A 24,669-nucleotide genomic window follows, 5' to 3' on the forward strand; every position below is an offset into this window, starting at 1 on the left:
GATCCCGCTTCTAGCGGGCGCCCTTCAGGACGGCCGCCGCCTCCTTCGCGGCCTTGATGGCGCCCTTGTTGATCACGTCCGTGCCGGGCGCCTTCTGGGACTCGAAGTCGCTGCCGTTGTAGGTGACGACCACCAGGGCGTTGGACATACGGACGTACACCACGCCCTCGCGGGTCTGCTGCTTGTCGTCCGTGGTGAGGTTCACCACGGAGTAGGCCTCGTCGCCGAGACCCGGGACGGCGCCGCCGCCGCTCTTCTCCGTGGTGCGGGTCGTGTAGGCGCTCCGGGCCTTCTCGTCCGACTGCTGGATCTCGTACGAGATGTCGAGCCAGCGGTAGTCGAAGCCCTTGAGCGCGTTCCACGAACAGGTGCGGCGCACGGACTCATTGGTCGACGCGATCTCCTTGCCCGCCGTCTTCGCGCCCGGAACAAGGGATTTGACCGTTTTCGTCGTGACGCCGGAACAGGGGGAAGGTGCCTTCGCGTACGTTTTCGTCACGGCCGATGCCGACGGAGCGGACTCGGAGGTCGAGATGGGCGCCGACGCGGTGTCCTGTGCGGAGTCCTCACCGGCCGGACTCGCGGACAGCGGACCGGACGACAACGCCCAGCCGGCGGTGGCGAGTACGGCGACGGGCAGCAGCCGCGCGGTGAGGGCGAGCGGCAGAGGCAGTTCACGCACAGCGCACTTCTCGGGGTCGAGGCGGGAGGTACCGCCGGGCGGTGGGATACGTCAGTGTCACATGACTCCCTGTGGGACGAAAGTGCGAACTCTCTCCGTGCATACGTGGTGACAGGGGTGTCCGGTTCAAGACGGGCCCGCCGTCTTCGGATCGGCGGCGCAGTCGCGGCCTCCGCGGGGCGGCCGTGTCAGGATCGGCTTCGTGATCCCGATACGTGATCGTAGGGCCCCACGCTCCCGCGTGTTCCTCGTGGCGGCGCTGACGCTGGCCGTGGCCGGCTGCGGACTCTCCGAGGAGCTGGACCGCGAGCGAGACCCCGACCGCGTCGGGCCCCCGACTGTCGCCTCGTCGGCGGCCACGGACGCGCCCGAGGGGCCGCGGGACCCGGAGCCGACCGGCACCCCGGCAGCCTGCCCGCCCGCAGGGGTGCGCATGACCCCCGGTCCCGTGGAAGCGGCGATGGGTCTGAGGGCGATGGGCGTCACCCTCACCAACTGCGGCACGAAGCCGTACACCCTCAAGGGCTACCCGGCGATCCGGGTGCTCGACGAGCACGGCGAGCCCTACGACGGCATACGTGTCCTGCGGGGCTCCCGGCACATCACCACCGGTGTGCCCGACTTCGGCCCGCACAAGGTCACTCTGAAGCCCGGCGAGTCCGCGAGGACCGAACTGGTCTGGCGCAACACGGTCACCGAGGCGGACATACCCGGCGTCCACGCCCCGACCCTGAGCATCGCCCCCCAGCCGGGCCGGCCGGCCGAGGTCCTCGACCCCGAGGGCGGCATCGACCTCGGCACCACGGGCCGTCTCGCCGCGACGGCCTGGACCCAGGTCGCCGGGGACGGACCCTGACCGGTCGCGGCGCCTCGCGGACGATCAGCACCCTGGACGCATGACGCGGTCGCGGAACGCCGTCGAGCCCCAACTCCCTTCCCTGCCCGAGGAGATCCTCGCCCACTACGCGCGCGGCGGGGAGACCACCCGTCTCCACGAGGGTGCCGGGCGGCTGGAGCCATGGCGCACCCAGGACGTCCTGCGGCGGCTGCTGCCTGCCGCTCCCGTGCGCGTGTGCTCACGGGTGGGACGGAGTCCCTGAGGCGCCGGTCGCGGCCTGCGTACGATCACCGAACGCCCGGCGCGCAGTGAGGAGTCCGCCCGTGTTCACCACTCGACCGACGCTCCAGGGGACCTTCGGCATGGTCTCCTCCACCCACTGGCTCGCCTCCCAGTCGGCGATGGCGGTCCTGGAGGACGGCGGCAACGCCTTCGACGCGGCCGTGGCGGCCGGCTTCGTCCTGCACGTCGTGGAACCCCACCTCAACGGGCCCGCCGGCGAGGTGCCGATCCTGCTCGCGCCGGCGGACGGCGAGGTCCGGGTGCTGTGCGGACAGGGCGTGGCACCCGCCGGTGCGTCCATCGGGCACTACCGGGGGCTCGGGCTGGAGCTGGTCCCCGGCACGGGACCGCTGGCGGCCGCCGTGCCGGGCGCGTTCGACGCGTGGATGCTCCTGCTGCGCGACCACGGCACCAAGGACCTGGCCGACGTCCTGAAGTACGCCGTCGGGTACGCGCGGGACGGCCACCCCCCGGTGGAGAACGTGGGGGCGACGGTCGAGTCCGTGCGGGACCTCTTCGAGAAGGAGTGGCCGTCGTCGGCGCAGGTGTACCTGCCGGGCGGACGGGCGCCCCGCCCCGGTGAGCTGTTCCGTAACCCGGCCCTGGCCGCGACCTGGCTGCGGCTCCTCGCCGAGACCGAGGGGGCGAAGGGCCGCGAGGCCCGTATCGAGGCGGCCCGCGAGGTCTGGCGCACCGGCTTCGTCGCCGAGGCCCTCGTCCGGCAGTCCGGGCGGCCCACGCTCGACACCAGCGGCGAACGGCACACCGGGACGCTCGCCCCGGCCGACCTCGCCGGCTGGTCCGCGTCCTACGAGCCACCTGCGACCTACGACTGGAACGGCTGGACCCTGTGCAAGGCCGGCCCCTGGAGCCAGGGCCCGGTCCTCCTGCAGCAACTCGCGCTCCTGCCCCCGGAACTTCCCGCCCACGGCTCCGCCGCGTACATCCACCTCCTCGTCGAGGGCTGCAAGCTCGCCATGGCGGACCGCGAGGCCTGGTACGGGGACGCGGCGCCGGTCCCGCTCGACGACCTGCTGTCCGAGGAGTACAACGCCGCGCGGCGGGCCCTCGTCGGTGACACGGCCTCCTACGAGCTGCGGCCGGGCGCTCCGGGCGGCCGCACCCCGCGCCTGAGCGCGCACGCGCGCGTGGTGGCCGACGACGAGCCGGGCGGCGGTCCCCCGGGGGCCGGCGAACCCACCGTCGCCCGGGGGCCCCGGTCACTGCTGCCGGGGGAACCCGAGGTCGCGGCGGACGGGAGCACCCGGGGCGACACCTGCCACCTCGACGTCGTCGACCGCTGGGGGAACATGGTCGCCGCCACGCCCAGCGGCGGCTGGCTGCAGTCCAACCCGGTGGTGCCCGAGCTGGGCTTCCCGCTCGGCACCCGGCTGCAGATGACCTGGCTCGACGAGGGACTGCCCAACTCCCTCACCCCCGGCCGCAGGCCGCGCACCACGCTCACCCCGTCGCTCGCCCTGCGCGACGGGGTGCCGGTCATGGCCTTCGGCACGCCCGGCGGCGACCAGCAGGACCAGTGGCAGCTGCACTTCTTCCTCGCCGTCGCCCTGCGCCCGCCGGTCCGCGGCGGCCTCGACCTCCAGGGCGCGATCGACGTCCCGAACTGGCACAACGACAGCTTCCCCGGCTCCTTCCATCCGCGCGGCACGCGCCCCGGCAGTGTCACCGTCGAGTCCCGGACACCCCCGGAGGTCGTCGAGGAGCTGCGCCGCCGCGGCCACGACCTCGTGGTGGGCGAGGCATGGTCCGAGGGCAGGCTCTGCGCGGTCGCCCGGGATCCCCGCAGCGGGGTGCTGTCGGCGGCGGCGAACCCGCGCGGGATGCAGGGGTACGCGGTCGGGCGCTGAGCCGCGGCGTCCTCGCGCGCGGGTGCGGCCCGCCCCGGCTGTTCATGGCGATTCCGTACCGAATACACCGGACGGGCAGGGGTTGTCAGTGGCGCGTGCTGTCATGGAGGCATGATCGAAGACAACGAAACCATCGACGAGTTTCTCGCCCGGCACGCCTCGGACGTCGAGGAGGCGATCCGCAAGGCCGCCGCCGCGGAGATCATGCCGCGCTTCCGGCAGCTCGCCGCGCACGAGGTCGACCAGAAGGCCGGCCCGCACGACCTGGTGACCGACGCCGACCGCAAGGCCGAGCTGTATCTGACGGAGGCGCTCTCCGCGCTGCTGCCGGGCTCGGTCGTGGTCGGCGAGGAGGCCGTGCACGCCGACCCCGCGTCGTACGAGGCGATCCAGGGCGACGCGCCGGTCTGGATCGTCGACCCGGTGGACGGCACCCGGCAGTTCGTGAACGGCGACCCCGGCTTCTGCACCCTCGTCGCCCTCGCCCGCGGCGGTGTCCTGCACGCCTCCTGGACGTACGCGCCCGCCCTCGACCGGTTCGCCGTGGCGATCCGCGGCCGGGGCGCCACCGTCGACGGCGTGCCCCTGCGCGCCGGCTCGCCCGCTCCCGGCCGGGACCTCGACATCGCCACCTCGCACCCGGACTACACCACGCCGGAGCAGAAGCGGGCCCTGCTCGGCCTCTGGACGCAGGGCGTGGCCCCGCGTGCCTGCGGGTCGGCCGGACTGGAGTATCTCGCCGTCGCCGAGGGCCGGCTGGACGCGACCGCGTTCTCCTGGGAGGCGGCCTGGGACCACGCGGCCGGCCTGCTGCTCGTCCAGGAGGCGGGCGGCGCCCATCTCACCCTGGCCGGCGAGCCCTTCCGGATAACCGGCGGCAACGCCCTGCCCTTCACCGCGGCCCGGGACGCGGCCACGGCCCGCCGGGTGGTGGGGCTGCTGTCGGGCGGCGCCTGACGAGCAAGCGGAAGCGGCACCTCCGCCGGTGGGGCCCACCCTTCCCGGGGCCTGTCGGTGGCCGGGCATATCCTGGGCCCAGGTCCGTCCGCGGGCGGGGAACTCCGCCGGCGGGGCGTGACCATCGGCTGACGAAGGGGTCCGGACGTGCCGTCGATGCTCGACGCGGTGGTGGTGGGGGCGGGGCCGAACGGCCTGACGGCTGCCGTGGAGCTGGCCCGCCGCGGGTTCTCCGTGGCCGTGTTCGAGGCGAAGTCCACCGTCGGGGGAGGCTCCCGCACCGCGGAGCTGACGCTGCCGGGCTTCCGCCACGACCCCTGCGCGGCCGCGCACCCGCTCGGCGTCAACTCGCCCGCGTTCAAGGCGATGCCGCTGGAGCGCTACGGCCTGGAGTGGCTGCACGCCGAGCTGCCCATGGCGCACCCCTTCCCCGACGGCTCGGCGGCCGTGCTGTCGCGCTCGGTGGGGGAGACGGCCGCCTCGTTCGGTCCGCGTGACGCGGGCGCGTACCGCAGGCTGGTCGAGCCGTTCCTGCCCAAGTGGGACACGCTCGCCCGGGACTTCATGTCGCTGCCGCTGTCCGCGCTGCCCCGCGACCCGGTCACCCTCGCCCGCTTCGGGCTCGTCGGACTGCCGCCGTCCACCTGGCTGATGCGCCGCTTCAAGGACGAGCGGGCCAAGGCGCTGTTCGCCGGCCTCGTCGCCCACGTCATCGCCCCGCTCGGCGGCCTCGCCACCGGCGCGGTGGGGCTGGTCTTCGCGCTCGCCGCGCACGCCGCGGGCTGGCCGGTCGCCCGGGGCGGCTCGCAGGCCATCGCCGACGCGCTCACCGCGTACCTCAAGGACCTCGGCGGCGCCGTCCACACCGACTACGAGGTCAAGCGCCTCGACGACCTGCCGCCCGCGCGCGCCTACGTCTTCGACACCTCACCCACCGCGCTGGCCCGGATCGCGGGCTTCGGCGGCCACTACGACGCGTACCGCTACGGCGCGAGCGTCTTCAAGCTCGACTACGCGCTCGACGGCCCCGTGCCCTGGACCGCCCCGGAGGCGCGCGTCGCCGGAACCGTCCAGGTCGGGGCGAGCCGGGCCGAGATCGGCACGGCGCTCGACGCGGCCTCCCGGCGCGGCCGGGCGCCCGACCGGCCGTTCCTGATCACCGTGCAGCCGAGCCTGGTCGATCCGAGCCGGGCCCCCGAGGGCAAGCACTCCTTCTGGGCCTACGGCCACGTCCCCAACGGCTGGACGGGTGACCTGACGGACGCCGTCGAGCGTCAACTGGAGCGTTTCGCCCCGGGGTTCCGCGACCGCGTGCTCGCGCGCGCCACCGCAGGACCGCCGGAACTCGCTGCGCACAACGCGAACTACGTGGGCGGGGACATCGCCTGCGGCGCGGCCTCCGGCCTGCAGCTGCTGCTCCGCCCCAAGCTCTCGCTCACCCCGTACGCCACCCCCCACCCGGCCGTCTTCATCTGCTCCTCGGCGACCCCGCCCGGCCCCGGTGTGCACGGTATGTCGGGACACAACGCGGCCAAGGCGGTCTGGCGCCGGCTCCGGCAGGACCTGTGAGTTCACCGGCGGGCCGAGCGATCCGGACGACATCACGAATCGACAAAGGTCTTCACATTTTCTCCATGTGAATGTTCAAGCGGCATGGGTAGGTTGCCGCCATGAATGATCGGAGTGCGTTACCGGGCTCCGGCTCGCGACCTGCCGTGGGCCTCGCCGACCTCGCACAACTCGTCCGCGCACCGGCCGCTCTGAGCGTCCCGGGCGACGTGCTCGCCGGAGCCGCCGCAGCGGGTCGACCGCTCGGTGCGCGGACGTTCGGCGTGATGGGTTCGTCCGTCTGCCTCTACTGGGCCGGTATGGCCCTCAACGACTACGCCGACGCCACCGTCGACGCGGTCGAGCGTCCCGAGCGCCCCGTCCCCTCGGGCCGGGTCCCGCGCCGCACCGCCCTCGCCGTCGCGGGCGCCCTGACCGCCGGGGGCCTCGCACTCGCCGCCGCCTCCGGGGGCCGCCGGAGTCTGCTGGGCGCGCTGCCGCTGGCCGGGGCCGTCTGGGCGTACGACCTGAAGCTCAAGTCCACCCCGGCGGGACCTGCCGCCATGGCCTGCGCGCGGGCCCTGGACGTCCTCGCGGGCGCCCTTGCGGCCACCGGGCGCGGCCCGGACCGTACGCCCGGAACCGGTGCCGCCCTGCTGCGCGGTGCCGTCCCCGCCGCGCTGGTCGGCGCCCACACCTACACGCTGACCGTGCTCAGCCGTCACGAGATCTCGGGCGCCCCCGCCCGGCTGCCGGCCGCGACCCTCGCCGCCTCCACGACCACCGCCCTCGCGGCGGCCCTCCCGGCCGTCCGCACGGCCGCCGCCCACCGCGCGGGGAGCGACGGTGCCACCGGGGTGTCACCCTCGGCCACGGCCCGGGCCGCCGTGGTCGCCGCCGGGGCCCTCGCCTACCTCGGCAGCTACGGAACGGCCCAGGCCCGCGCCGTACGGGAGCCGTCGGGCGAGAACGTACGACGGGCCGTCGGGGCCGGGATCCTCGGGCTGATGCCCCTGCAGGCGGCGCTGACCGCGCGGAGCGGAGCCACGGCCGCGGCGGCGGCCCTGGGCGTCGTCCACCCCCTCGCGCGGCGGCTCGCGCGACGTATATCCCCCACCTGAACAGCACGGACCTCCGCGGAGGAAAGCCGGTATGACCCAGCCCCCCACCCCCCTCAGATTCGGCTACGGCACCAACGGCTTCACCAACCACCGGCTCGGCGACGTCCTCGCGGTCCTCGCCGACCTCGGGTACGACGGCGTCGCGCTCACCCTCGACCACGGCCACCTCGACCCCTACGCAGGGGACCTGCCCCGGCGGGTGGACGCGGTCGCCCGGGACCTGGCCCGGCGCGGTCTCGACGTGACCGTCGAGACCGGCGCCCCCTACCTCCTCGACCCCTGGGGCAAGCACCACCCGACGCTCATGGCGGACGACGCCGAGCGCAGGATCGACCTCCTGCGGCGCGCCGTCCGTATCGCCGCCGACCTCGGCTCGCCCACCGTCCATCTGTGCAGCGGGCCCGCGCCGGACGACGGACTGCCGGAGCGGGAAGCGTGGAAGCGGCTCGCGGCGGGCGTCGAGACCGTCCTGGACACGGCGGGGCGGTACGGCGTCTCCCTGGCCTTCGAGCCCGAGCCGTACATGTTCGTCGACACCGTCGAACGGTGCCTGGAACTGGCCGACATGACCGGCGGACACGAACTGTTCGGGATCACCCTCGACATCGGCCACGCGCACTGCGTGGAGGAGCACACGGTTCTGGAGTGCGTCCGCCTCGCCGCCCCACGCCTGCTGAACGTGCAGATCGAGGACATGCGGCGGGGCGTCCACCAGCACCTCGAACTCGGCGCCGGAGAGATCGACTTCCCACCCGTCCTCGCCGCCCTGCGGGACCTCGACCACCGCGGACTGGTCTCCGTGGAGATCCAGGGCGGTTCCCTCGACGCCCCCGAAGTGGCCCGTCGCTCACTGGACTTCCTCCGCGCGGCGACGGCCTGACCCGACCCCACGACCACCACCCCCTCATGTCCTCCCACCCCGCAGGAGGTTGTTCCGTCATGCTCTCCACCGGACTGCCGACCGCCGAGTCCCCCGATCCGGCCGAACCCCCCGACCCTCCCGACCCCCGAACCCTCCTCGCCTCGCACGCGCTGGACCCGGCGGCCCGTGCCTGGCTCGACGAGGCCGTGGCCCGTGTCGCCGGCCGGCCCGCCGCCATCCGAGCCCTCTTCCCCGCCGCCCGGCGACACTGCGGCCGTGCCCGGCTGAACGCGCGCCTCACCGTCGACGAGGCCGCCCGCGCCGCGCTGCTCACCGCGCTGCCGCTGGGCGGCCAACCGCTCGCCGACGAACTGGCGGGCCTCTTCCGCCACGGCGACCCGGCCGAACAGCGGGCCGTCCTGCGGGCCCTGCACCTGTTCGCCGACGGCGCCGACGCGACCGGCCGGGAGCCCCTCGGCGACCTCGCCCTGCCGCTCGTCCGTGAGGCGCTGCGCGGTAACGACAGCAGCCTCGTCGAGGCCGCCCTCGGCCCGTACGGCGCCGCCCGCCTTCCGGACGCCGAGTACCGGCAGGCCGTGCTGAAGTGCCTGTTCCAGGAGATCCCCCTGGCCCGGACCGCCTCTCCCGCCGCCCGCGCCGACGCGGAACTCGCCCGCATGCTGGCCGACTTCGCGCACGAACGGGTCGCCGCCGGACGCGACGTACCGGCGGACGTCTGGCCCGTCGTCGGCGCCTTCCCCGCAGCCGGCCGGCTGGCCGACCGGCTCACCGCCGAGACGAGGGCCGCCGCGCCCGACCGCCGTGCGGCCGCCGAGCGCGCCCTGCGGGCGCTCCACCGGGCCACCGCCTCCGCCCAGCCACCGCGTCCGCCCAGCCACTGAGTTCGCCCGGCCACTGAGTTCGCCCGGCCACCGCAACCGCCCGGGCCACCGCATCCGCATGTTCCACCGGCCTTCACGTCCCGTCGTCGGCATCGCTCACGGACCCAGTCCGAGGAATCCGAGGCAGAAGCACATGCGCATCTTCGACCCCCACATCCACATGACCTCCCGCACCACCGACGACTACGAGGCGATGCACGCGGCCGGAGTGCGCGCCGTCGTCGAGCCGGCGTTCTGGCTGGGCCAGCCCCGCACCTCGCCGGAGAGCTTCTACGACTACTTCGACGCGCTGCTCGGCTGGGAGCCCTACCGGGCCTCCCAGTTCGGCATCCAGCACTTCTGCACGATCGCCCTCAACCCCAAGGAGGCCAACGACCCGCGCTGCCGGCCCGTGCTCGACGAACTGCCCCGCTACCTCGCCAAGGACCGCGTCGTCGCCGTCGGCGAGATCGGCTACGACTCGATGACGCCGGAGGAGGACGAGACCCTCGCGCTCCAGCTCCAGCTCGCGATCGAGCACGAACTGCCCGCCCTCGTCCACACCCCGCACCGCGACAAGGCCGCCGGCACCCGGCGGACCCTGGACGTCGTGAGGGAGTCGGGCATCGCCCCCGAACTCGTCGTCCTCGACCACCTCAACGAACTGACCGTCGGCATGGTCCTCGACAGCGGCTGCTGGGCCGGGTTCTCGATCTATCCCAGGACCAAGATGAGCGAGGACCGCATGGTCGCCGTCCTCCAGGAGCACGGAACCGAACGCGTGCTGGTCGACTCGGCCGCCGACTGGGGCCGTTCCGACCCGCTCAAGACCCGGAAGACCGCCGACGCCATGCTCGCCGCCGGGTTCGACGACGACACCGTGGACCGGGTGCTCTGGCGCAACCCCGTCGCCTTCTACGGGCAGAGCGGCAGGCTGGACCTCGACGAGCCCCAGCCGGACGAGGAGTCGAGCTTCCAGGGCAACTCCGTCCGGCGCGGCGGGGAGTGAGGGCCCGACCATGCGCTTCCGACACCCGGACGGCACCACCGTTTACCTCGGCTACTGCAGCAACGTCCATCAGGCGGAGGACATCCACGGCGTCCTCGCCCAGCTCGCCGACCACGCCGAACCGGTGCGCGAGCGCCTCGGCGTCGACCGGCTGGGCATCGGCCTCTGGCTCGCCCGCGACGTGGTGTCCGAACTCGTCGCCGTACCCGGCGAGGTGAAGAACCTCCGGAACGAACTCGCCCGCCGGGGACTGGAGACCGTCACCCTCAACGCCTTCCCCTACGCCGGGTTCCACCGCGAGGTGGTCAAGAAGGACGTCTACCTCCCCGACTGGGCGGACGAGGCCCGGCTGGCCCACACCCTGGACTGCGCCCGCGTCCTCGCCGCGCTCCTCCCGGACGACGCCGGGCGCGGCAGCGTCTCCACCCTGCCGCTGGCCTGGCGCGCACCCTGGCCGCCGGACCGCGCCGACACCGCCCGCCACGCCCTGGACCGGCTCACCGCCGGGCTCGCCGCCATCGAGTCGGACACCGGCCGCCGTATCCGGGTCGGCTTCGAACCGGAGCCCGGCTGTGTCGTGGAGACCACCGCCCAGGCCGTACGGGAGCTGCGCGGCCTCGACCCCGAGCGGCTCGGTGTCTGTCTCGACGCCTGTCACCTCGCCGTGCAGTTCGAGGAGCCGGGCGCCGCCCTGCGGCGCCTCGCGGACGCCGGGCTGCCCGTCGTCAAGCTGCAGGCGTCCTGCGCGATCGAGGCCGCCGACCCGGCCGACCCCGCCGCCCACGCGGCCCTGCGGCGCCTCGCGGAACCCCGGTTCCTGCACCAGACGCGCACGGCGGCACGGCAGGAGTCACCGGACGTGCGGGGCGTCGACGACCTGCCCGAGGCGCTGGACGGGGGCCTGCCCACGGACACCGGCCCCTGGCGCGTCCACTTCCACGCACCGCTGCACGCCGACGCCGAACCGCCGCTGCGCACCACCGCCGACCAGCTGAGCCGGGTCCTGGCCGGACTGCTCGGCGGGGCCTCGGCCGACTGCGACCACATCGAGGTCGAGACCTACACCTGGTCCGTCCTCCCCGAACCGCCCACCGGCCTGCCCGGCGGCATCGCCGCCGAACTCGCCTGGGCCCGCGCCCGGTTGACCGGCCTCGGCCTTGAGGAGGACCAGAAGTGAGTGCCCGCAACAGCCCCCGCCCCGACCGGCTCGTCGTCCTCGACATCGTCGGCCTCACGCCCCGACTCCTGACGCACATGCCCGCCGTGGCCGCCCTCGGCGAGCGCGGCTTCCGGGCCCGGCTCGACCCCGTGCTGCCCGCCGTGACCTGCGCGGCGCAGTCCACGTTCCTCACCGGCGAACCGCCCTCCGTACACGGCGTGGTGGGCAACGGCTGGTACTTCCGGGACCTCGGCGAGGTGCTGTTGTGGCGCCAGCACAACGCCCTCGTCGGCGGCGAGAAGATCTGGGAGACCGCCCGCAGGACGAACCCCGGCTACAAGGTCGCCAACATCTGCTGGTGGTACGCGATGGGCGCGGACGTCGACCTCACCGTCACCCCCCGCCCGGTCTACTACTCCGACGGCCGCAAGGAGCCCGACTGCTACACCTGGCCGCCGGCCCTGCACGACGAACTCACCGACCGGCTGGGCACGTTCCCCCTGTTCACCTACTGGGGACCCAACGCCGGCCTGCCCTCCACCCAGTGGATCCTCGGCGCCGCCCGCCAGGTCTTCGACGAGCACGACCCGGACCTCACCCTCGTCTACGTCCCCCAGCTCGACTACGAACCCCAGCGCTCCGGCCCCGGCTCGCCCGCCACGGCCCGGGCGGCCCGGCAACTCGACGACGCCCTGCGCCCGTTGATCGACCACTTCCTGAGCGAGGGCGCCACGGTGGTCGCGCTCAGCGAGTACGGCATCACCCCCGTCTCCCGCCCCGTGGACATCAACCGGGCCCTGCGCCGGGCCGGTCTCCTCCAGGTGCACACCCAGGACGGCATGGAGTACCTCGACCCCTGGACCTCACGGGCCTTCGCCGTCGCCGACCACCAGATCGCCCATGTGTACGTGCGGGATCCGGCCGACACCGCGGAGGTGGCCAAGCTCCTCGCCGAACTCGACGGCGTGGACGCGGTGCTGGACGACGCCGGCAAGGCGGCCCACGGGCTGGACCACGAACGCTCCGGCGAACTGGTCGCGGTCGCCGACCCCGACGCCTGGTTCACCTACTACTACTGGCTCGACGACGACCGCGCCCCCGACTTCGCCCGTCAGGTCGAGATCCACCGCAAGCCCGGCTACGACCCCGCCGAGCTGCTGTACGACGAGACCGTCCCCGCGGTGAAGCTCCGCGCGATCGGCCAGGTCGCCCGCAAGAAACTGGGCTTCCGCTATCGCCTCAGCACGGTCCCGCTGGACCCCTCCGGCGTCGGCGGCAGCCACGGACGCCTCCCCGCCGACCCCGACGACGGACCCGTACTGCTGTGTTCGACGAGCGAACCGGCCCGGGAGGCGTACGCCGCCACCGAGATCAAGTCGTTGCTGCTGGGTCTCGCGGGCCTGACGCAAGAGGAGCCGCACACATGACCGACCACCCAGTCCTCCCCGCCCTCCGCCCGCTGCTCGACCCGTCGCCGGAGTACGCCAAGTGGCGTACCGAGGAGCCGATCCGGCGGGTGACGATCTGGGGTGACAACAGCCCGTGGCTGATCATCCGGCACGAGGACGCCCGCGCGGTCCTCGCCGACCCCCGCTTCAGCGCCGACGCGACCCGCGAGGGCTTCCCCGGCTTCCGCCCGCAGTCGCCGCCCCGCGGGCCGGGCCAGTTCTTCATGATGGACCCACCCGAGCACACCCGCCTGCGCCGCGTCCTGATCCCCGATTTCACCTTCCGCCGCATCGAAGCGCTGAGGCCGGCGTTCGCCCGGATCTGCGGCGAACTGCTCGACGCGATGACGGGGGAGGGCGCCACGACCGCCGACCTGGTGGAGGCGTACGCCCTGCCACTGCCCTCGCTCGCCATCTGCGAGCTGCTCGGCGTGCCCTACGAGGACCACGACTTCTTCCAGCGGCAGGCGAACGCGTTCAGCGTTCTCTCGTCGGGGCCGGCGGAGATGATGGCCGCCAGCACGGCCCTCCACACGTACCTGGGTGAACTGCTCGCCCGGCGAGCCCGGGAGCCCGCCGACGATCTCCTGTCGCGTCTCGCGCGGGACCGGGTGGCGACCGGCGAGGTGAGTGAGTCCGAGGCCGTCGGCATCGCCTCGCTGTTGCTGGTGGCCGGTCACGAGACGACCGCGAACATGTTTCCGCTGGCGGTCGTGGCCCTGTTGCGCCACCCGGCACAACTGGCCGCCCTGCGCGCGGAGCCTGGTCTGTGGCCCGGAGCCGTCGAGGAACTGCTGCGTCATCTGACCGTGGTGCACTCGGGGCTGCGGCGGATCGCCACCGAGGACGTGGAGGTCGCGGGCGTCCGCATCCGCGCGGGCGAGGGCGTGGTCGTGGCGGTCCAGGCCGCCAACCGCGACCCGTCCGTCTTCGCCGACCCCGACACCCTGGACGTCCGCCGCGACACCACCGGCCATCTGGCGTTCGGCCACGGGCTGCACCAGTGCGTCGGCCAGTCCCTCGCCCGCGCGGAACTCCAGGTCGGCCTGCCCGCCCTCTTCGACCGCCTGCCGGGCCTGCGGCTGACCGGAGCGCCGGAGGACTTCGCGCTGACGATGAGCACGGTCCACGGGGTGCGGTCGTTGCCGGTGAGCTGGTAGCCGGCGTGGCTTCGACGCAGGCCGCGCAGGGTCGAGCGGGACCCCGCGGGCGGGCCTCAACAGTGCGGAGGTGCTCGTCCGGGCCCGCCGCCGACCAGCGACGCGACCGACATGCCTCGCAAAAGAGGACTGATCAGCCATGCGGCAGCACCACAAGCGATGGAGGCTAGATGTCCGTACGCCGGCTCAACCACGCTGTCCTGTTCGTCCGTGACATCGAATGTTCCGTCGCCTTCTACAGCCAGGCGTTCGGCTTCACCGTGGAGCACGAGATGCCCGGCAGGGCCGCCTTCCTCAGGGCCCGGGGCAGCGACAACGACCACGACCTCGGTCTCTTCACCCTCGGACCCGCCGCGCCCGGCCCGCAGCGCGACCGCGTCGGACTGCACCATCTCGCCTGGGAGGTCGGCACACTTGGTGAACTCGCCGAGACGGCGGAGCTGCTCGAGGCACGCCGGGCTCTGACCGGGAGCACCGACTTCCTGGTGACCAAGTCCCTGCACGGCGTGGACCCGGACGGCAATGAGTTCGAGGTGCTGTGGCGCGTCCCACGCGCCGACTGGCCGACCTCGGGGGAGAACCGGAGACCGCTCCAGCTGGACCTCCGGTCGGCGATCGACCGATGGGGCCCCGATCTGAGAACGGGAGCGGCTGCCGGGTCGGTCACGTGACAGCACATCGGACCCGGCGGCGCGAGACCGGTCGGCAGACAGGGCTCGGCCCGAGGCCGACGGAGCCCGGAATACCGGGGGCTCGTACGCTCCGTCGGCTGGTATAGAGGCGGGCATGACCACCATCACCCTCGTCCGGGGCGACATCACCCAGCAGTCCGTCGACGCCATCGTCAACGCCGCGAACTCCTCCCTCCTCGGCGGGGGAGGGGTGGACGGCGCGATCCACCGGCGTGGGGGCCCCGCCATCCTGGCCGACTGCCGCAAGCTCCGCGCCTCCCACTACGGGCGGGGTCTGCCCACCGGCCGGGCCGTCGCCACCACGGCGGGCGACCTGGACGCGCGCTGGGTGATCCACACGGTCGGCCCGGTCCACAGCCAGAGCCTGGACCGCTCCGCCCTGCTGGTCTCCTGCTACCGCGAGTCCCTGCGCGTGGCCGACGAGCTGGGCGCCCGCACGGTCGCCTTCCCCGCCGTCTCCGCCGGCGTCTACGGCTGGCCGATGGACGACGCCGCCCGGATCGCCGTGCAGACCGTCCGCGCCACACCGACCTCGGTCGAGGAGGTCAGGTTCGTCCTCTTCGACGACGAGGCGTACGCGGCGTTCGCCGCACAGGCGGGCTGACGGCGGAGCCGGCGGCGCGGCCGGCCGCGCCGCCGGGCGGGAAGCGGCCCGGCGTGTCGTCCCGCCGCACTCTGACGGACGAACGGCCGAATCGGCTCGAACGGAGTCGTACGGAGCTGCCCGCCGGGAGAAAGTCGCAGGTCAGGATTGTCGGTGTGGCAGCTTGACAGGGCTGGTCCCGGCGTCGTGCTCGGTTGCGGCGGTTCCTGCCGCCTTCCACGGTGAGCGCAAAGGACAGCTGCTTCGAAAGGAACATGCATGCGCGCCCTCGTCTCCCGTGGTCTCCTCCTGTCGCCCCTGGTCTGCGGGGCACTGGTCCTCGGTCCGGCCGGCACCGCCACCGCGGCCGTCGACGCGGGCCGCACCGCCTCGGACCGTGCCTCGACGCGGACCGCCGTGGTCCCCGAACCCGATCTGGACGCGCTCTTCGACGCGTTGGACGCCGAGATCGACGCCCTCCTGGCGAAGGAGGAGGCCGACGCGGACGCCCTCGTCGCCCAGGAGATCGCCGAGGTGGACGCGCTGCTCGCGCGGCTCGACCTCGACATGGACGGGCTCCTGGCGGGCATCGAGGCCGACATGGACGGGCTCCTGGCGGGCATCGAGGCCGACATGGACGCGGCCACGGCGACCGAGACGGAGACGATCACCGAGACGGCCACGGAGACGGTCACCGAGACGGCCACGGAGACGGTGACGGACCCGGCCGTGGAGGCCGACGCCGCCGGAACCGATCCGGACGTGCTGCTCGACCAGCTGGACCTGCTCGACCGCATGGACCAGGGCGATGTCCTCGCCCCCCTGCTGGACGAGTTGACCACGATCGCCCGGCTGGACGCCGGCCGGCTCGACACGGACGAGGCGGCCCGGCATGCCGCGGCCCTCCGGACCGCCCACACCACCGTGCAGCAGCGGCTGCAGAAACTGCGGGCGGCGGACCGGACCGGCACCGACCGCGCCGCCGCGGCGGCCGACCCGGTCACCGATCTCCTGGCCACGCTCCAGTCCGCGGTCGACGCCCTGCTCAAGGCCCTGACCTCGCTCGACCTGGGCGCCGTCCTGGGGGCCGTGACCGGTCTGCTCGCCCCGGTCCTCGGTGTCGTCACCGGCCTTCTGCAGCCGGTCCTCGGCCTCGTCACCGGTCTGGTCGAGGGTCTCCTCGGCGGTGTGCCGGCCGTGACCCTGCCGGCGCCGCCCGCGGCGTGAGCCTCAGTCCCCGTCCGGCGCGTCGCTGAGTCCCAGCCTCAGGTGCTCGACGTGGAACACGGCCTGGTCCAGCAGCTCGGCGACATGGTGGTCGTGCAGCGCGTACACCACCGAACGGCCCCGCCGCTCGCCCACGACCAGGCCGAGATTGCGCAGCAGACGCAGCTGGTGGGAGCAGGCGGACTGTTCCATCCCGACCTCGGCGGCCAACTCGGTCGCCGGGAGCGGGCCTTCGCGCAGCCGGGCAAGGATCAGCAGGCGGGACGGGGTGGACAGGGCCTGGAGCGTGGTGGCCACCTTGGCGACATTGCCCGCGTCCAGGCGCACGCGAGGGGTGGCGTCCTGCGCTGAGGTGACGGCTCCATGACCCATGGCCCGTATCTTACCTATCAGACATGAAGGCATGAATGAGTCTTCATGTGTTCCTGTATGGTGGGGCGCGTGTCTGCCACCCTCGCCCCGTCACCCGTCCCTCGCGCGTCCGCGCCGACGGCCCCCCGCCGCCGTACCCGCCTCCTCGCCCTGCCCGAGGCCCGCTGGGCGCTGGCCTCGACACTCGCCTTCCTGCTCGCGTTCCCCCTGGATCTCGCCGGCGCCTCCGCCTGGCTGTACGGCCCGCTCTACGCGATCGCGTACGCGGCCGGCGGCTGGGAGCCCGCCCTCGAAGGGCTGCGGGCCCTGCGGGAGAAGAGTCTCGACGTCGACCTGCTGATGATCGTCGCGGCGCTGGGCGCGGCCGCGATCGGACAGGTCCTCGACGGCGGTCTGCTGATCGTCATCTTCGCCACCTCCGGCGCCCTGGAGGCCCTGGCCACCGCCCGCACCGCGGACTCCGTACGGGGTCTGCTCGACCTCGCGCCCACCACGGCCACCCGGCTGCCGGCGGACGGCTCCGCCGAGGAGACCGTGCCGACCGACCGGCTCGCCGTCGGGGACGTGGTGCTGGTCCGCCCCGGCGAGCGCGTCGGCGCCGACGGGCGGGTCCTGGAGGGGGAGAGCGAGGCCGACCAGGCCACCATCACCGGCGAGCCGCTGCCCGTCCCCAAGGCCCCGGGCGACGAGGTCTTCGCCGGCACCCTCAACGGCACGGGAGCGCTGCGCGTCCGCGTCGAACGAAACCCGGCCGACTCCGTGATCGCCCGCATCGTGACCCTCGTCGAGGAGGCGTCCCGCACCAAGGCGCCCACCCAGCTGTTCATCGAGAAGGTCGAACAGCGCTACGCCGTCGGCGTCGTCGTCGCCACCCTCGCCGTCTTCGGTGTCCCGTTGGCCCTCGGCGAGGACCTCACGGCCGCGCTGCTGCGCGCCATGACCTTCATGATCGTGGCCTCGCCCTGCGCGGTCGTCCTCGCCACCATGCCGCCGCTGCTCTCCGCCATCGCCAACGCCGGCCGCCACGGCGTCCTGGTCAAGTCCGCCGTCGCCATGGAGCGGCTGGGCGAGATCGACGTCGCCGCCCTCGACAAGACCGGCACCCTCACCGAGGGCACGCCCGAGATCACGGCCGTACGGCCGCTGCCGGGTTCCGGGCTCGACGAGGACGGGCTGCTGGCCCTGGCCGCGGCCGCCGAGCATCCGAGCGAACACCCGCTGGCCCGTGCGGTGGTCGCCGCCGCCGGGGCCCGCGGGCTGCGCCTCGCCGCCGCCGAGGACTTCGCGGCCCTGCCCGGCCGGGGCGTGCGGGCGCGGGTCGAGGGGCGTGCGGTGACGGTGGGGCGGCCCGGGGAGGACCATGACGCCCTCGCCGGCGTGCGGGCCGAGGGGACGACCGTCGTCGTCGCCCGGGACGGGGAAGCCGTCGGGACGCTCACCCTGAACGACCGGCCACGGCCCGACGCATCCGGCGCGGTGGCCGCGCTCACCGCCGTCACCGGGGTGTCCCCGGTCCTGCTCACCGGGGACAACGCCCGCGCCGCGGCCCGGGTGGCGGCGGACACGGGTATCGCCGACGTACGGGCCGGACTGCTGCCGCAGGACAAGGTGGCGGCGGTACGGGAGCTCCAGGACGAGGGCAGGAAGGTGCTGTTCGTCGGGGACGGCGTCAACGACGCGCCCGCGCTCGCCGCCGCGCACTCCGGGGTGGCGATGGGGCGTGCCGGGTCCGATCTCGCACTGGAGACCGCGGACGCGGTGGTGGTGCGCGACGAGCTGGGCGCGATCCCGGCGGTGGTGCGGTTGTCACGGGCCGCCCGGCGGCTGGTGGTGCAGAACCTGGTGATCGCCGGGGTGTGCATCGCGGTCCTGGTGGTCTGGGACCTGGTGGGTCATCTGCCGTTGCCCCTCGGGGTGGCCGGGCACGAGGGGTCCACGGTGCTGGTGGGGCTGAACGGGCTGCGGCTGCTGCGCGAGTCCGCGTGGCTTCGGGCCACACGCGCCTGAGCAGGGCCTGAGCAGGGCCTGAGGGGGCCTGTGCGCGGGGGAGGGGAGCCGCCGGCCGCGCAGGCCGCTCCCACCTCGATGTCGGATTCTCGCCAGCCCTCACCCCTCTCCTCCCCGATGCTGGTGTCATGCGGAACGGGATGCACGAAGACACGGAGCGGTGTGTGCGGGCCGTGCGGTCGAAGGACGCGCGGTTCGACGGGTGGTTCTTCACGGCCGTGCTGACCACGCGGATCTACTGCCGCCCCAGCTGCCCGGTGGTGCCGCCGAAGGCGGAGAACATGACGTTCTATCCGAGTGCGGCGGCGTGTCAGCAGGCCGGGTTCCGGGCCTGCAAGCGGTGCCGGCCCGACACGAGCCCCGGATCACCGGAGTGGGACCAGCGGGCGGACCTCGTGGCACGGGCGATGCGGCTGGTGGGGGACGGGGTGGTGGACCGGGAGGGCGTGCCGGGGCTGGCACGGCGCCTCGGGTACAGCGCCCGGCAGGTCGAGCGGCAGCTGCTGGCCGAGCTGGGCGCCGGGCCACTGGCGCTCGCCCGGGCGCAGCGGGCGCAGACCGCGCGGCTGCTGATCGAGACGACCGCGCTGCCGATGGCCCAGATCGCGTTCGCCGCCGGGTTCGCGTCGATCCGGACGTTCAACGACACCGTGCGGGAGGTCTTCGCGCTGTCGCCCAGCGAACTGCGCGAGCGGGCGACCCGCTCGGCCCGGCAGCGCTCCGACTCTCCCGGCACGTCCGGGGCGCTGAGCCTGCGGCTGCCGTTCCGGGCCCCGCTCAACCCCGACAACCTCTTCGGTCATCTCGCCGCGACCGCCGTCCCCGGGGTGGAGGAGTGGCGTGACGGCGCGTACCGGCGCACGCTCCGGCTGCCGTACGGGCACGGCATCGTGGGTCTCACGCCACGGCCCGACCACATCGCCTGCCGGCTCACCCTCGGCGATCTGCGGGACCTGCCCGTCGCCATCAGCCGCTGCCGCCGGCTGCTCGACCTGGACGCCGACCCGGTCGCCGTGGACGAGCAGCTGCGCACCGACCCCGTGCTCGCGCCGCTGGTGGACAAGGCGCCGGGGCGCCGGGTGCCGCGTACCGTCGACGAGGCCGAGTTCGCCGTACGGGCGGTGCTGGGGCAGCAGGTGTCCACGGCGGCGGCCCGGACGCACGCGGCCCGGCTGGTCCGCGCGCACGGTGAACCGGTCGACGACCCCGAAGGCGGTCTCACCCACCTCTTTCCGTCCCCCGAGGCGCTGGCGGCCGTCGACCCCGAGGCCCTCGCGATGCCCCGCACCCGCCGGACCACCTTCACCACCCTGGTACGCCGCCTCGTCGACGGCGAGCTGCACCTGGGCGTCGACAGCGACTGGGCCGAGACCCGCGCCCGCCTTCTCGCCCTCCCCGGCTTCGGACCCTGGACCGTCGAGGTCATCGCCATGCGCGCCCTCGGCGACCCCGACGCCTTCCTCCCCGGCGACCTCGGAATCCGGCGCGCCGCCCGGGAGCTGAGCCTGCCGTCCACCCCGGTGGCGCTCACGGCCCGTGCGGCGGCCTGGCGGCCGTGGCGGGCGTACGCCGTGCAGTATCTGTGGGCGACGGACAGCCATCCCATCAACTACCTTCCCGTCTGAGCCCGTTCCGGGCGCACGCATCTTTCGAGGATCACTCATGAAGCACCAGGCGTCGCAGAAGCGGCACACGGTCGTCGACAGTCCCTACGGCCCCCTCACCCTCGTCGCCGACGACGGTGTGCTGTGCGGCCTCTACATGGCCGAGCAGCGGCACCGTCCGCCGGAGGAGAACTTCGGCGCACGTGACGACACGCTCTTCGCCGGGCCCGAGGAGCAGCTGAAGGCGTATTTCGCGGGCGAGCTGCGGGAGTTCAGCCTCGAACTCCGGCTGCACGGCACCCCGTTCCAGCAACTGGTCTGGGAACAGCTCGCGGCGATCCCGTTCGGCGAGACCCGCTCGTACGGCGATCTCGCCGACGCCCTCGGCAACCCCAAGGCGTCCCGCGCGGTCGGGCTGGCCAACGGCCGCAACCCCGTCAGCATCATCGTCCCCTGCCATCGCGTGGTCGGCTCCGACGGCAGCCTCACCGGCTACGGCGGCGGCGTCGAACGCAAGCGGCGCCTGCTGGACTTCGAGCGGGGAGCGGCCCTCTTCTAGCCCGGGGGCCGGAACACGGGGCCGGGAGCGTCGGGGGCGCGGATCACGACAGCAGCCGGCGCTCCTTCGCCACGGCCACCGCGCCCGCCCGCGTCTCCACGCCCAGCTTGGCGTAGATGCGGCCGAGGTGCGTCTTGACGGTGGCCTCGCTGATGAAGAGGGCCCGCGCTATCTCCCGGTTGCCCAGACCGCGGGCCAGCTGGCCCAGGATCTCGTGCTCGCGCTCGGACAACGCGGGCCGGGGGCTGCGCAGTTGGGCCATCAGCCGGTCGGCGACCGGTGCCGACAGCGCGGTGCGGCCGGACGCCGCGTCGCGGATCGCCGCGAACAGCTCCTCGGGTCGCTCGGCCTTGAGGAGATAGCCGGTGGCCCCCGCCTCGATCGCGCGGCTGATGTCGGCGTCCGTGTCGAACATGGTCAGCACGAGAACGCGGGGCACCGGAGTGGCGGGACCCCCCGCGCCGGCCGCGCCGGCCGGGCCCGCCGTCAGCCGCCGGGTGGCCGTGACGCCGTCCACACCGTCGCCGAGCTGCAGGTCCATCAGGACCACGTCGGGGCGCAGGCGGGCGGCCAGGGCGAGCGCCTCCTCGCCGGTGCCCGCCTCACCGACCACCTCGATGCCCTCGGCACTGGACAGCAGCGCACGCAGCCCGGCGCGTACGACGGCGTGGTCGTCGCACAGCAGCAGCCGCACCGGCGGCCGGGCGACGGCCGGCGAGCCGGGCGGCCGTGCGGGCACCGGCCCGCTCATCGGACGCACTCCTCGGCGGTGTCGAGGGCCGTCGGCGTACGGGGGACGGCCGCCGACACCACCGTGCCCTCGCCCGGCGTGGACTCCACGGTCAGCGTGCCGCCCGACTGCCGTGCCCGGATGCGCATGGCCGGCAGCCCGTGACCGCGCTCCCGCCCGGCCACCGCCCCGGCCCGGCCCGCCTCCGCGGCCGCCGGGCGGTCCGCGTCGAAGCCCCGCCCGTTGTCGGCGATGTCCAGCGAGACCTGGTCGTCGAGGCAGGTCAGGGTCAGTGCGGCCCGGGTCGCGGCGGCGTGTTCGCGTACGTTGGCCAGGGCTCCCTGGGCGATGCGCAGCAGGGCCGCCTCGGCGCGCTCGGGCAGCGCGCCGAGGCGGCCGTCGAGGCGGAACTCCACCGTCAGGCCCGGTCCGCTCTCCCGCTCGGCGAGCGCGCCGAGCGCGGCGGGCAGGGAGCGCTCCACGAGATCGGCCGGAGCCAGGTCGTGCACGAACCGGCGTGCCTCGGCCAGGCTGTGGGAGGTGATCTCGGCCGCCCTCCCGATGTGTGCACGGGCCGCGTCCGGGTCCGTGGCCCAGACGCGTTCGGCGGCCTGGAGCAGCATCCGCTGGCTGGACAGCCCCTGGGCGAGGGTGTCGTGGATCTCCGTGGCCAGCCGCTGCCGCTCCGCGAGGACGCCCGCCCGGCGTTCCGTGGCCGCGAGATCCCGGCGGGTGCGGACCAGGTCGCCGATGAGGACGCGCTGCCGGGCCGCCTGGCGCCGCAGATGGACGAAGACGGCGGTGGCGACCGCCGCGACGGCCGGCGGCGCCGCGACCATGTTGGGGTTGATGGTGCCCTGGGACACCCGGATCTCGGCGGCGACGACCAGCGTGGTCACCAGGACCGCCAGGGGCACGGCCATCCGCGGCGGCAGCGTGTGGAACCCGGCGAACAGCAGCGGCATGGCACACCACGTGGCACTCGGCGCCAGGGCGAGCAGGACGACCCAGACCGCCGTCACCGACCCCAGCCAGGTCAGATGCCGGGTGGAGGGACGGCCGCCGGGCGGCGGAGCGGGCGCCAGCAGCTGCCCGAGGGCGTACAGCAGCCCGAACACCGCGAACAGCGCCACCACCCAGCCGGTAGGCGTGCCGCCCTGATCACGCGTCAGGAACCGGGCGAACGAGGAGCACAGCAACAGGACGAACGCGGCGTGCACGACGGCGGCCAGCCAGCGGCCGTCCGGGTCCGTACGCTCGTGTTCCGGCCAACTCATCGCCCCACCGGCTCTCTTGTCGTGCTCCTCGGGTACTTCACAGCCCGCCCTCCCGTGTCTAACGTGACCGGCTCCCGGCCGCATCAACCGATCGGCTGATACGAGGATCGCCCGATCCGCCCGCGGACCGGAGCCGGTCGACCGAACCGGACACCCCGCCGCCGCCCCGAAGCTGACAGCACGACCCGAGCCACTCGGGACGCGACCCCCACGTCCTGAGGGAAGGAAGCCCCGTGCCACCGACCGAGAAGAACCTCACCGTCAACCGGGCCGCTCTCGGCCACCGCGTCGCCTACGCCCTGCGCCACCCCGGCCGCGTGCCACGCCACTTCGTCCGGGTGACCCGCGACATGTGGCTGCGCCACCGCCACCCGGACCACATCGACTACTACCGCGCGGTGATGCGCTCCGACACCCGCGCCGACCCGGACGCGGCGGTCGGCAGCCGCAGCCGGGAGAGATGGCTCGCCCTCGGCGCCATGCAGTTCGACTACCTGCTCGGCCACGGTCTGCGCCCCGAGCACCGCATGCTGGAGATCGGCTGCGGCAACCTGCGCGGCGGCTGGCGGTTCATCCGGCACCTGGAACCCGGGCACTACTACGGCCTCGACATCTCGCCCGACATCCTCGCCGCCGCCCAGGACACCATCGTCGAGATGGGGCTGCAGTCACGCCTGCCCACCCTCACCCCCGTACGCGACCTGACTCTCAAGTTCCTCCCCGACGCCCACTTCGACGTGGTGCACGCGCACAGCGTCTTCTCGCACTCGCCGCTCCACGTCATCGAGGAGTGCCTGTCCCACGTCGGCCGGGTGCTGACCCCGGAGGGCTGGTTCGACTTCACCTTCGACCGCACCGAGGGCACGGAACACCACGTCCTGCGGGAGGACTTCTACTACCGCACCGAGACGCTCGTCGCCCTGGCCGAGAAGCACGGACTCCGGGCCCGCTTCATGGACGACTGGGAGAAACTGCCGCACGGCCAGTCCAAGCTCCGCGTCACCCGCCCCGCCGCCTCCTGAAACGCGGGGCCGGGTGGCCCGGTCAGCCGCTTTCGGCCCCGATGCCCCGCAACAGCGCCGGCAGCGCGGTCCCGATCGGTTCCCGCACGACCTCGTCGGCCCGTTCGTCGTACGGGGTCGGATCGGCGTTGACGATGATCAGGCGTGCCCCGTGGTCGGCGGCGACTCCGGCGAGCCCCGCGGCCGGCTGGACCTGGAGGCTGGTGCCGACGGCGATGAAGACCTGGCTGGCCTTGGTGATGGAGACGGCCTCGCCGAGCACCACCGGGTCGAGGCGTTCGCCGAACATGACGGTGGCGGACTTCAGGACGCCCCCGCACTCCAGGCACGGCGGATCGTCCTCGCCGGCCTCCACCCGGGCGAGGGCGTCCTCCATCGGCGTACGGGCCCGGCACTCGACGCACACCACGGACCGTGCGCTGCCATGGAGTTCGAGGACCTTGCGGGCGGGCATCCCGGCGAGCTGGTGCAGCCCGTCCACGTTCTGCGTGATCACCCGCACCGGCACCCCGGACCGCTCCAGCTCGGCCACCGCCCGGTGCGCCACGTTCGGCTCGGCCCGCAGCGTCCGGTTCTGCCGCCGCATCCGCCACGCACGGCGGCGGATCTCCGGATCACCCATGTAGTACGCGTACGTCACCAGCTTCTCGGCCTCCGGGTCCCGCCGCCACAGCCCGTTCGGGCCCCGGTAGTCGGGGATGCCGGAGTCGGTGCTGATGCCGGCGCCGCTGAGGATGGCGACGAGGGGCTTGTCCATGGGGTGAGGGTAGGTCGGGTGCGC

24 protein-coding genes are annotated in these 24,669 nt (G+C 73.9%); 19 read left to right on the forward strand and 5 right to left on the reverse strand.

Annotated elements, in window-relative coordinates:
* Nucleotides 1–10 precede the first annotated feature (10 nt).
* Complete coding sequence (locus ACZ6BB_RS02520) at nucleotides 11–682, reverse strand: hypothetical protein (RefSeq protein WP_471613483.1); 672 nt, start codon at nucleotides 680–682, stop codon at nucleotides 11–13.
* A 241-nt stretch (nucleotides 683–923) separates the two neighbouring features.
* Here ACZ6BB_RS02520 and ACZ6BB_RS02525 point away from each other — a divergent pair, with 241 nt between their 5' ends.
* From ACZ6BB_RS02525 to ACZ6BB_RS02595, 15 genes are all read left to right on the forward strand, one after another.
* A complete protein-coding gene (locus ACZ6BB_RS02525; RefSeq protein ID WP_471613484.1) occupies nucleotides 924–1,538 on the forward strand; it encodes a DUF4232 domain-containing protein in 615 nt (204 codons plus the stop codon).
* 40 nt (nucleotides 1,539–1,578) lie between these two features.
* On the forward strand, nucleotides 1,579–1,782 hold the full coding sequence (locus ACZ6BB_RS02530) for a hypothetical protein (protein WP_471613485.1): 204 nt from the start codon (nucleotides 1,579–1,581) through the stop codon (nucleotides 1,780–1,782).
* Between the two features lie 61 nt (nucleotides 1,783–1,843).
* Nucleotides 1,844–3,670 (forward strand): gamma-glutamyltransferase family protein, encoded by a 1,827-nt coding sequence (locus ACZ6BB_RS02535; protein ID WP_471613486.1) that lies wholly within the window; start codon nucleotides 1,844–1,846, stop codon nucleotides 3,668–3,670.
* 111 nt (nucleotides 3,671–3,781) lie between these two features.
* Nucleotides 3,782–4,627, forward strand: coding sequence for an inositol monophosphatase family protein (locus tag ACZ6BB_RS02540; RefSeq protein ID WP_471613487.1), 846 nt, complete (start codon nucleotides 3,782–3,784; stop codon nucleotides 4,625–4,627).
* Nucleotides 4,628–4,783: 156 nt separating this feature from the next.
* Complete coding sequence (locus tag ACZ6BB_RS02545) at nucleotides 4,784–6,196, forward strand: phytoene desaturase family protein (RefSeq protein ID WP_471614101.1); 1,413 nt, start codon at nucleotides 4,784–4,786, stop codon at nucleotides 6,194–6,196.
* A gap of 101 nt (nucleotides 6,197–6,297) precedes the next feature.
* Complete coding sequence (locus ACZ6BB_RS02550) at nucleotides 6,298–7,296, forward strand: SCO3242 family prenyltransferase (RefSeq protein ID WP_471613488.1); 999 nt, start codon at nucleotides 6,298–6,300, stop codon at nucleotides 7,294–7,296.
* 31 nt (nucleotides 7,297–7,327) lie between these two features.
* On the forward strand, nucleotides 7,328–8,176 hold the full coding sequence (locus ACZ6BB_RS02555) for a sugar phosphate isomerase/epimerase family protein (RefSeq protein ID WP_471613489.1): 849 nt from the start codon (nucleotides 7,328–7,330) through the stop codon (nucleotides 8,174–8,176).
* Between the two features lie 59 nt (nucleotides 8,177–8,235).
* Nucleotides 8,236–9,060 (forward strand): EboA domain-containing protein, encoded by an 825-nt coding sequence (locus ACZ6BB_RS02560; RefSeq protein WP_471613490.1) that lies wholly within the window; start codon nucleotides 8,236–8,238, stop codon nucleotides 9,058–9,060.
* Nucleotides 9,061–9,193: 133 nt separating this feature from the next.
* The gene (locus tag ACZ6BB_RS02565) at nucleotides 9,194–10,048 is read left to right on the forward strand and encodes a TatD family hydrolase (RefSeq protein ID WP_471613491.1); all 855 of its coding nucleotides are present in this window, start codon (nucleotides 9,194–9,196) and stop codon (nucleotides 10,046–10,048) included.
* A gap of 10 nt (nucleotides 10,049–10,058) precedes the next feature.
* Nucleotides 10,059–11,225 (forward strand): metabolite traffic protein EboE, encoded by a 1,167-nt coding sequence (gene eboE, locus ACZ6BB_RS02570; protein WP_471613492.1) that lies wholly within the window; start codon nucleotides 10,059–10,061, stop codon nucleotides 11,223–11,225.
* On the forward strand, nucleotides 11,222–12,634 hold the full coding sequence (locus ACZ6BB_RS02575) for an alkaline phosphatase family protein (RefSeq protein WP_471613493.1): 1,413 nt from the start codon (nucleotides 11,222–11,224) through the stop codon (nucleotides 12,632–12,634). The genes eboE and ACZ6BB_RS02575 overlap by 4 nt, the downstream gene beginning before the upstream one ends.
* Nucleotides 12,631–13,815: a cytochrome P450 gene (locus ACZ6BB_RS02580; RefSeq protein WP_471613494.1), complete on the forward strand. Its 1,185-nt coding sequence runs from the start codon at nucleotides 12,631–12,633 to the stop codon at nucleotides 13,813–13,815. Before ACZ6BB_RS02575 ends, ACZ6BB_RS02580 begins: the two co-directional genes overlap by 4 nt.
* 170 nt (nucleotides 13,816–13,985) lie before the next feature.
* Nucleotides 13,986–14,486, forward strand: coding sequence for a VOC family protein (locus ACZ6BB_RS02585; protein ID WP_471613495.1), 501 nt, complete (start codon nucleotides 13,986–13,988; stop codon nucleotides 14,484–14,486).
* A 115-nt stretch (nucleotides 14,487–14,601) separates the two neighbouring features.
* Entirely contained in the window at nucleotides 14,602–15,111 is a 510-nt protein-coding gene (locus ACZ6BB_RS02590; protein WP_471613496.1) for an O-acetyl-ADP-ribose deacetylase, read from the forward strand.
* 258 nt (nucleotides 15,112–15,369) lie between these two features.
* A complete protein-coding gene (locus ACZ6BB_RS02595; RefSeq protein ID WP_471613497.1) occupies nucleotides 15,370–16,317 on the forward strand; it encodes a hypothetical protein in 948 nt (315 codons plus the stop codon).
* 3 nt (nucleotides 16,318–16,320) lie between these two features.
* On the opposite strand, the gene ACZ6BB_RS02600 is transcribed toward ACZ6BB_RS02595, so the two are convergent.
* Nucleotides 16,321–16,689: an ArsR/SmtB family transcription factor gene (locus ACZ6BB_RS02600; RefSeq protein ID WP_028796612.1), complete on the reverse strand. Its 369-nt coding sequence runs from the start codon at nucleotides 16,687–16,689 to the stop codon at nucleotides 16,321–16,323.
* A gap of 57 nt (nucleotides 16,690–16,746) precedes the next feature.
* On the opposite strand from ACZ6BB_RS02600, the gene ACZ6BB_RS02605 reads away from it, so the two are divergent.
* The 3 genes from ACZ6BB_RS02605 to ACZ6BB_RS02615 all read left to right on the forward strand — a co-directional run bounded on the left by ACZ6BB_RS02605 (nucleotide 16,747) and on the right by ACZ6BB_RS02615 (nucleotide 20,859).
* Nucleotides 16,747–18,696, forward strand: coding sequence for a heavy metal translocating P-type ATPase (locus tag ACZ6BB_RS02605; protein ID WP_471613498.1), 1,950 nt, complete (start codon nucleotides 16,747–16,749; stop codon nucleotides 18,694–18,696).
* A gap of 140 nt (nucleotides 18,697–18,836) precedes the next feature.
* Nucleotides 18,837–20,321, forward strand: coding sequence for an AlkA N-terminal domain-containing protein (locus ACZ6BB_RS02610; protein ID WP_471613499.1), 1,485 nt, complete (start codon nucleotides 18,837–18,839; stop codon nucleotides 20,319–20,321).
* 37 nt (nucleotides 20,322–20,358) lie between these two features.
* Nucleotides 20,359–20,859, forward strand: coding sequence for a methylated-DNA--[protein]-cysteine S-methyltransferase (locus ACZ6BB_RS02615; protein ID WP_471613500.1), 501 nt, complete (start codon nucleotides 20,359–20,361; stop codon nucleotides 20,857–20,859).
* A gap of 43 nt (nucleotides 20,860–20,902) precedes the next feature.
* Here the strand turns inward: ACZ6BB_RS02615 and ACZ6BB_RS02620 are convergent, their stop codons facing one another.
* Nucleotides 20,903–21,610 carry a response regulator gene (locus ACZ6BB_RS02620; RefSeq protein WP_471613501.1) on the reverse strand — a complete coding sequence of 236 codons (708 nt, stop codon included), beginning with the start codon at nucleotides 21,608–21,610 and terminating at the stop codon, nucleotides 20,903–20,905.
* Nucleotides 21,607–22,866: a sensor histidine kinase gene (locus tag ACZ6BB_RS02625; RefSeq protein WP_471613502.1), complete on the reverse strand. Its 1,260-nt coding sequence runs from the start codon at nucleotides 22,864–22,866 to the stop codon at nucleotides 21,607–21,609. The genes ACZ6BB_RS02620 and ACZ6BB_RS02625 overlap by 4 nt, the downstream gene beginning before the upstream one ends.
* 233 nt (nucleotides 22,867–23,099) lie before the next feature.
* Between ACZ6BB_RS02625 and ACZ6BB_RS02630 the strand changes: the two genes are divergently transcribed.
* A complete protein-coding gene (locus ACZ6BB_RS02630; RefSeq protein ID WP_471613503.1) occupies nucleotides 23,100–23,888 on the forward strand; it encodes a class I SAM-dependent methyltransferase in 789 nt (262 codons plus the stop codon).
* A 22-nt stretch (nucleotides 23,889–23,910) separates the two neighbouring features.
* Here ACZ6BB_RS02630 and ACZ6BB_RS02635 read toward each other — a convergent pair whose 3' ends face one another.
* A complete protein-coding gene (locus ACZ6BB_RS02635) occupies nucleotides 23,911–24,645 on the reverse strand; it encodes an SIR2 family NAD-dependent protein deacylase (RefSeq protein ID WP_471613504.1) in 735 nt (244 codons plus the stop codon).
* Nucleotides 24,646–24,669: the final 24 nt, after the last annotated feature.

The organism is Streptomyces sp. NPDC041108 (genome assembly GCF_055592645.1).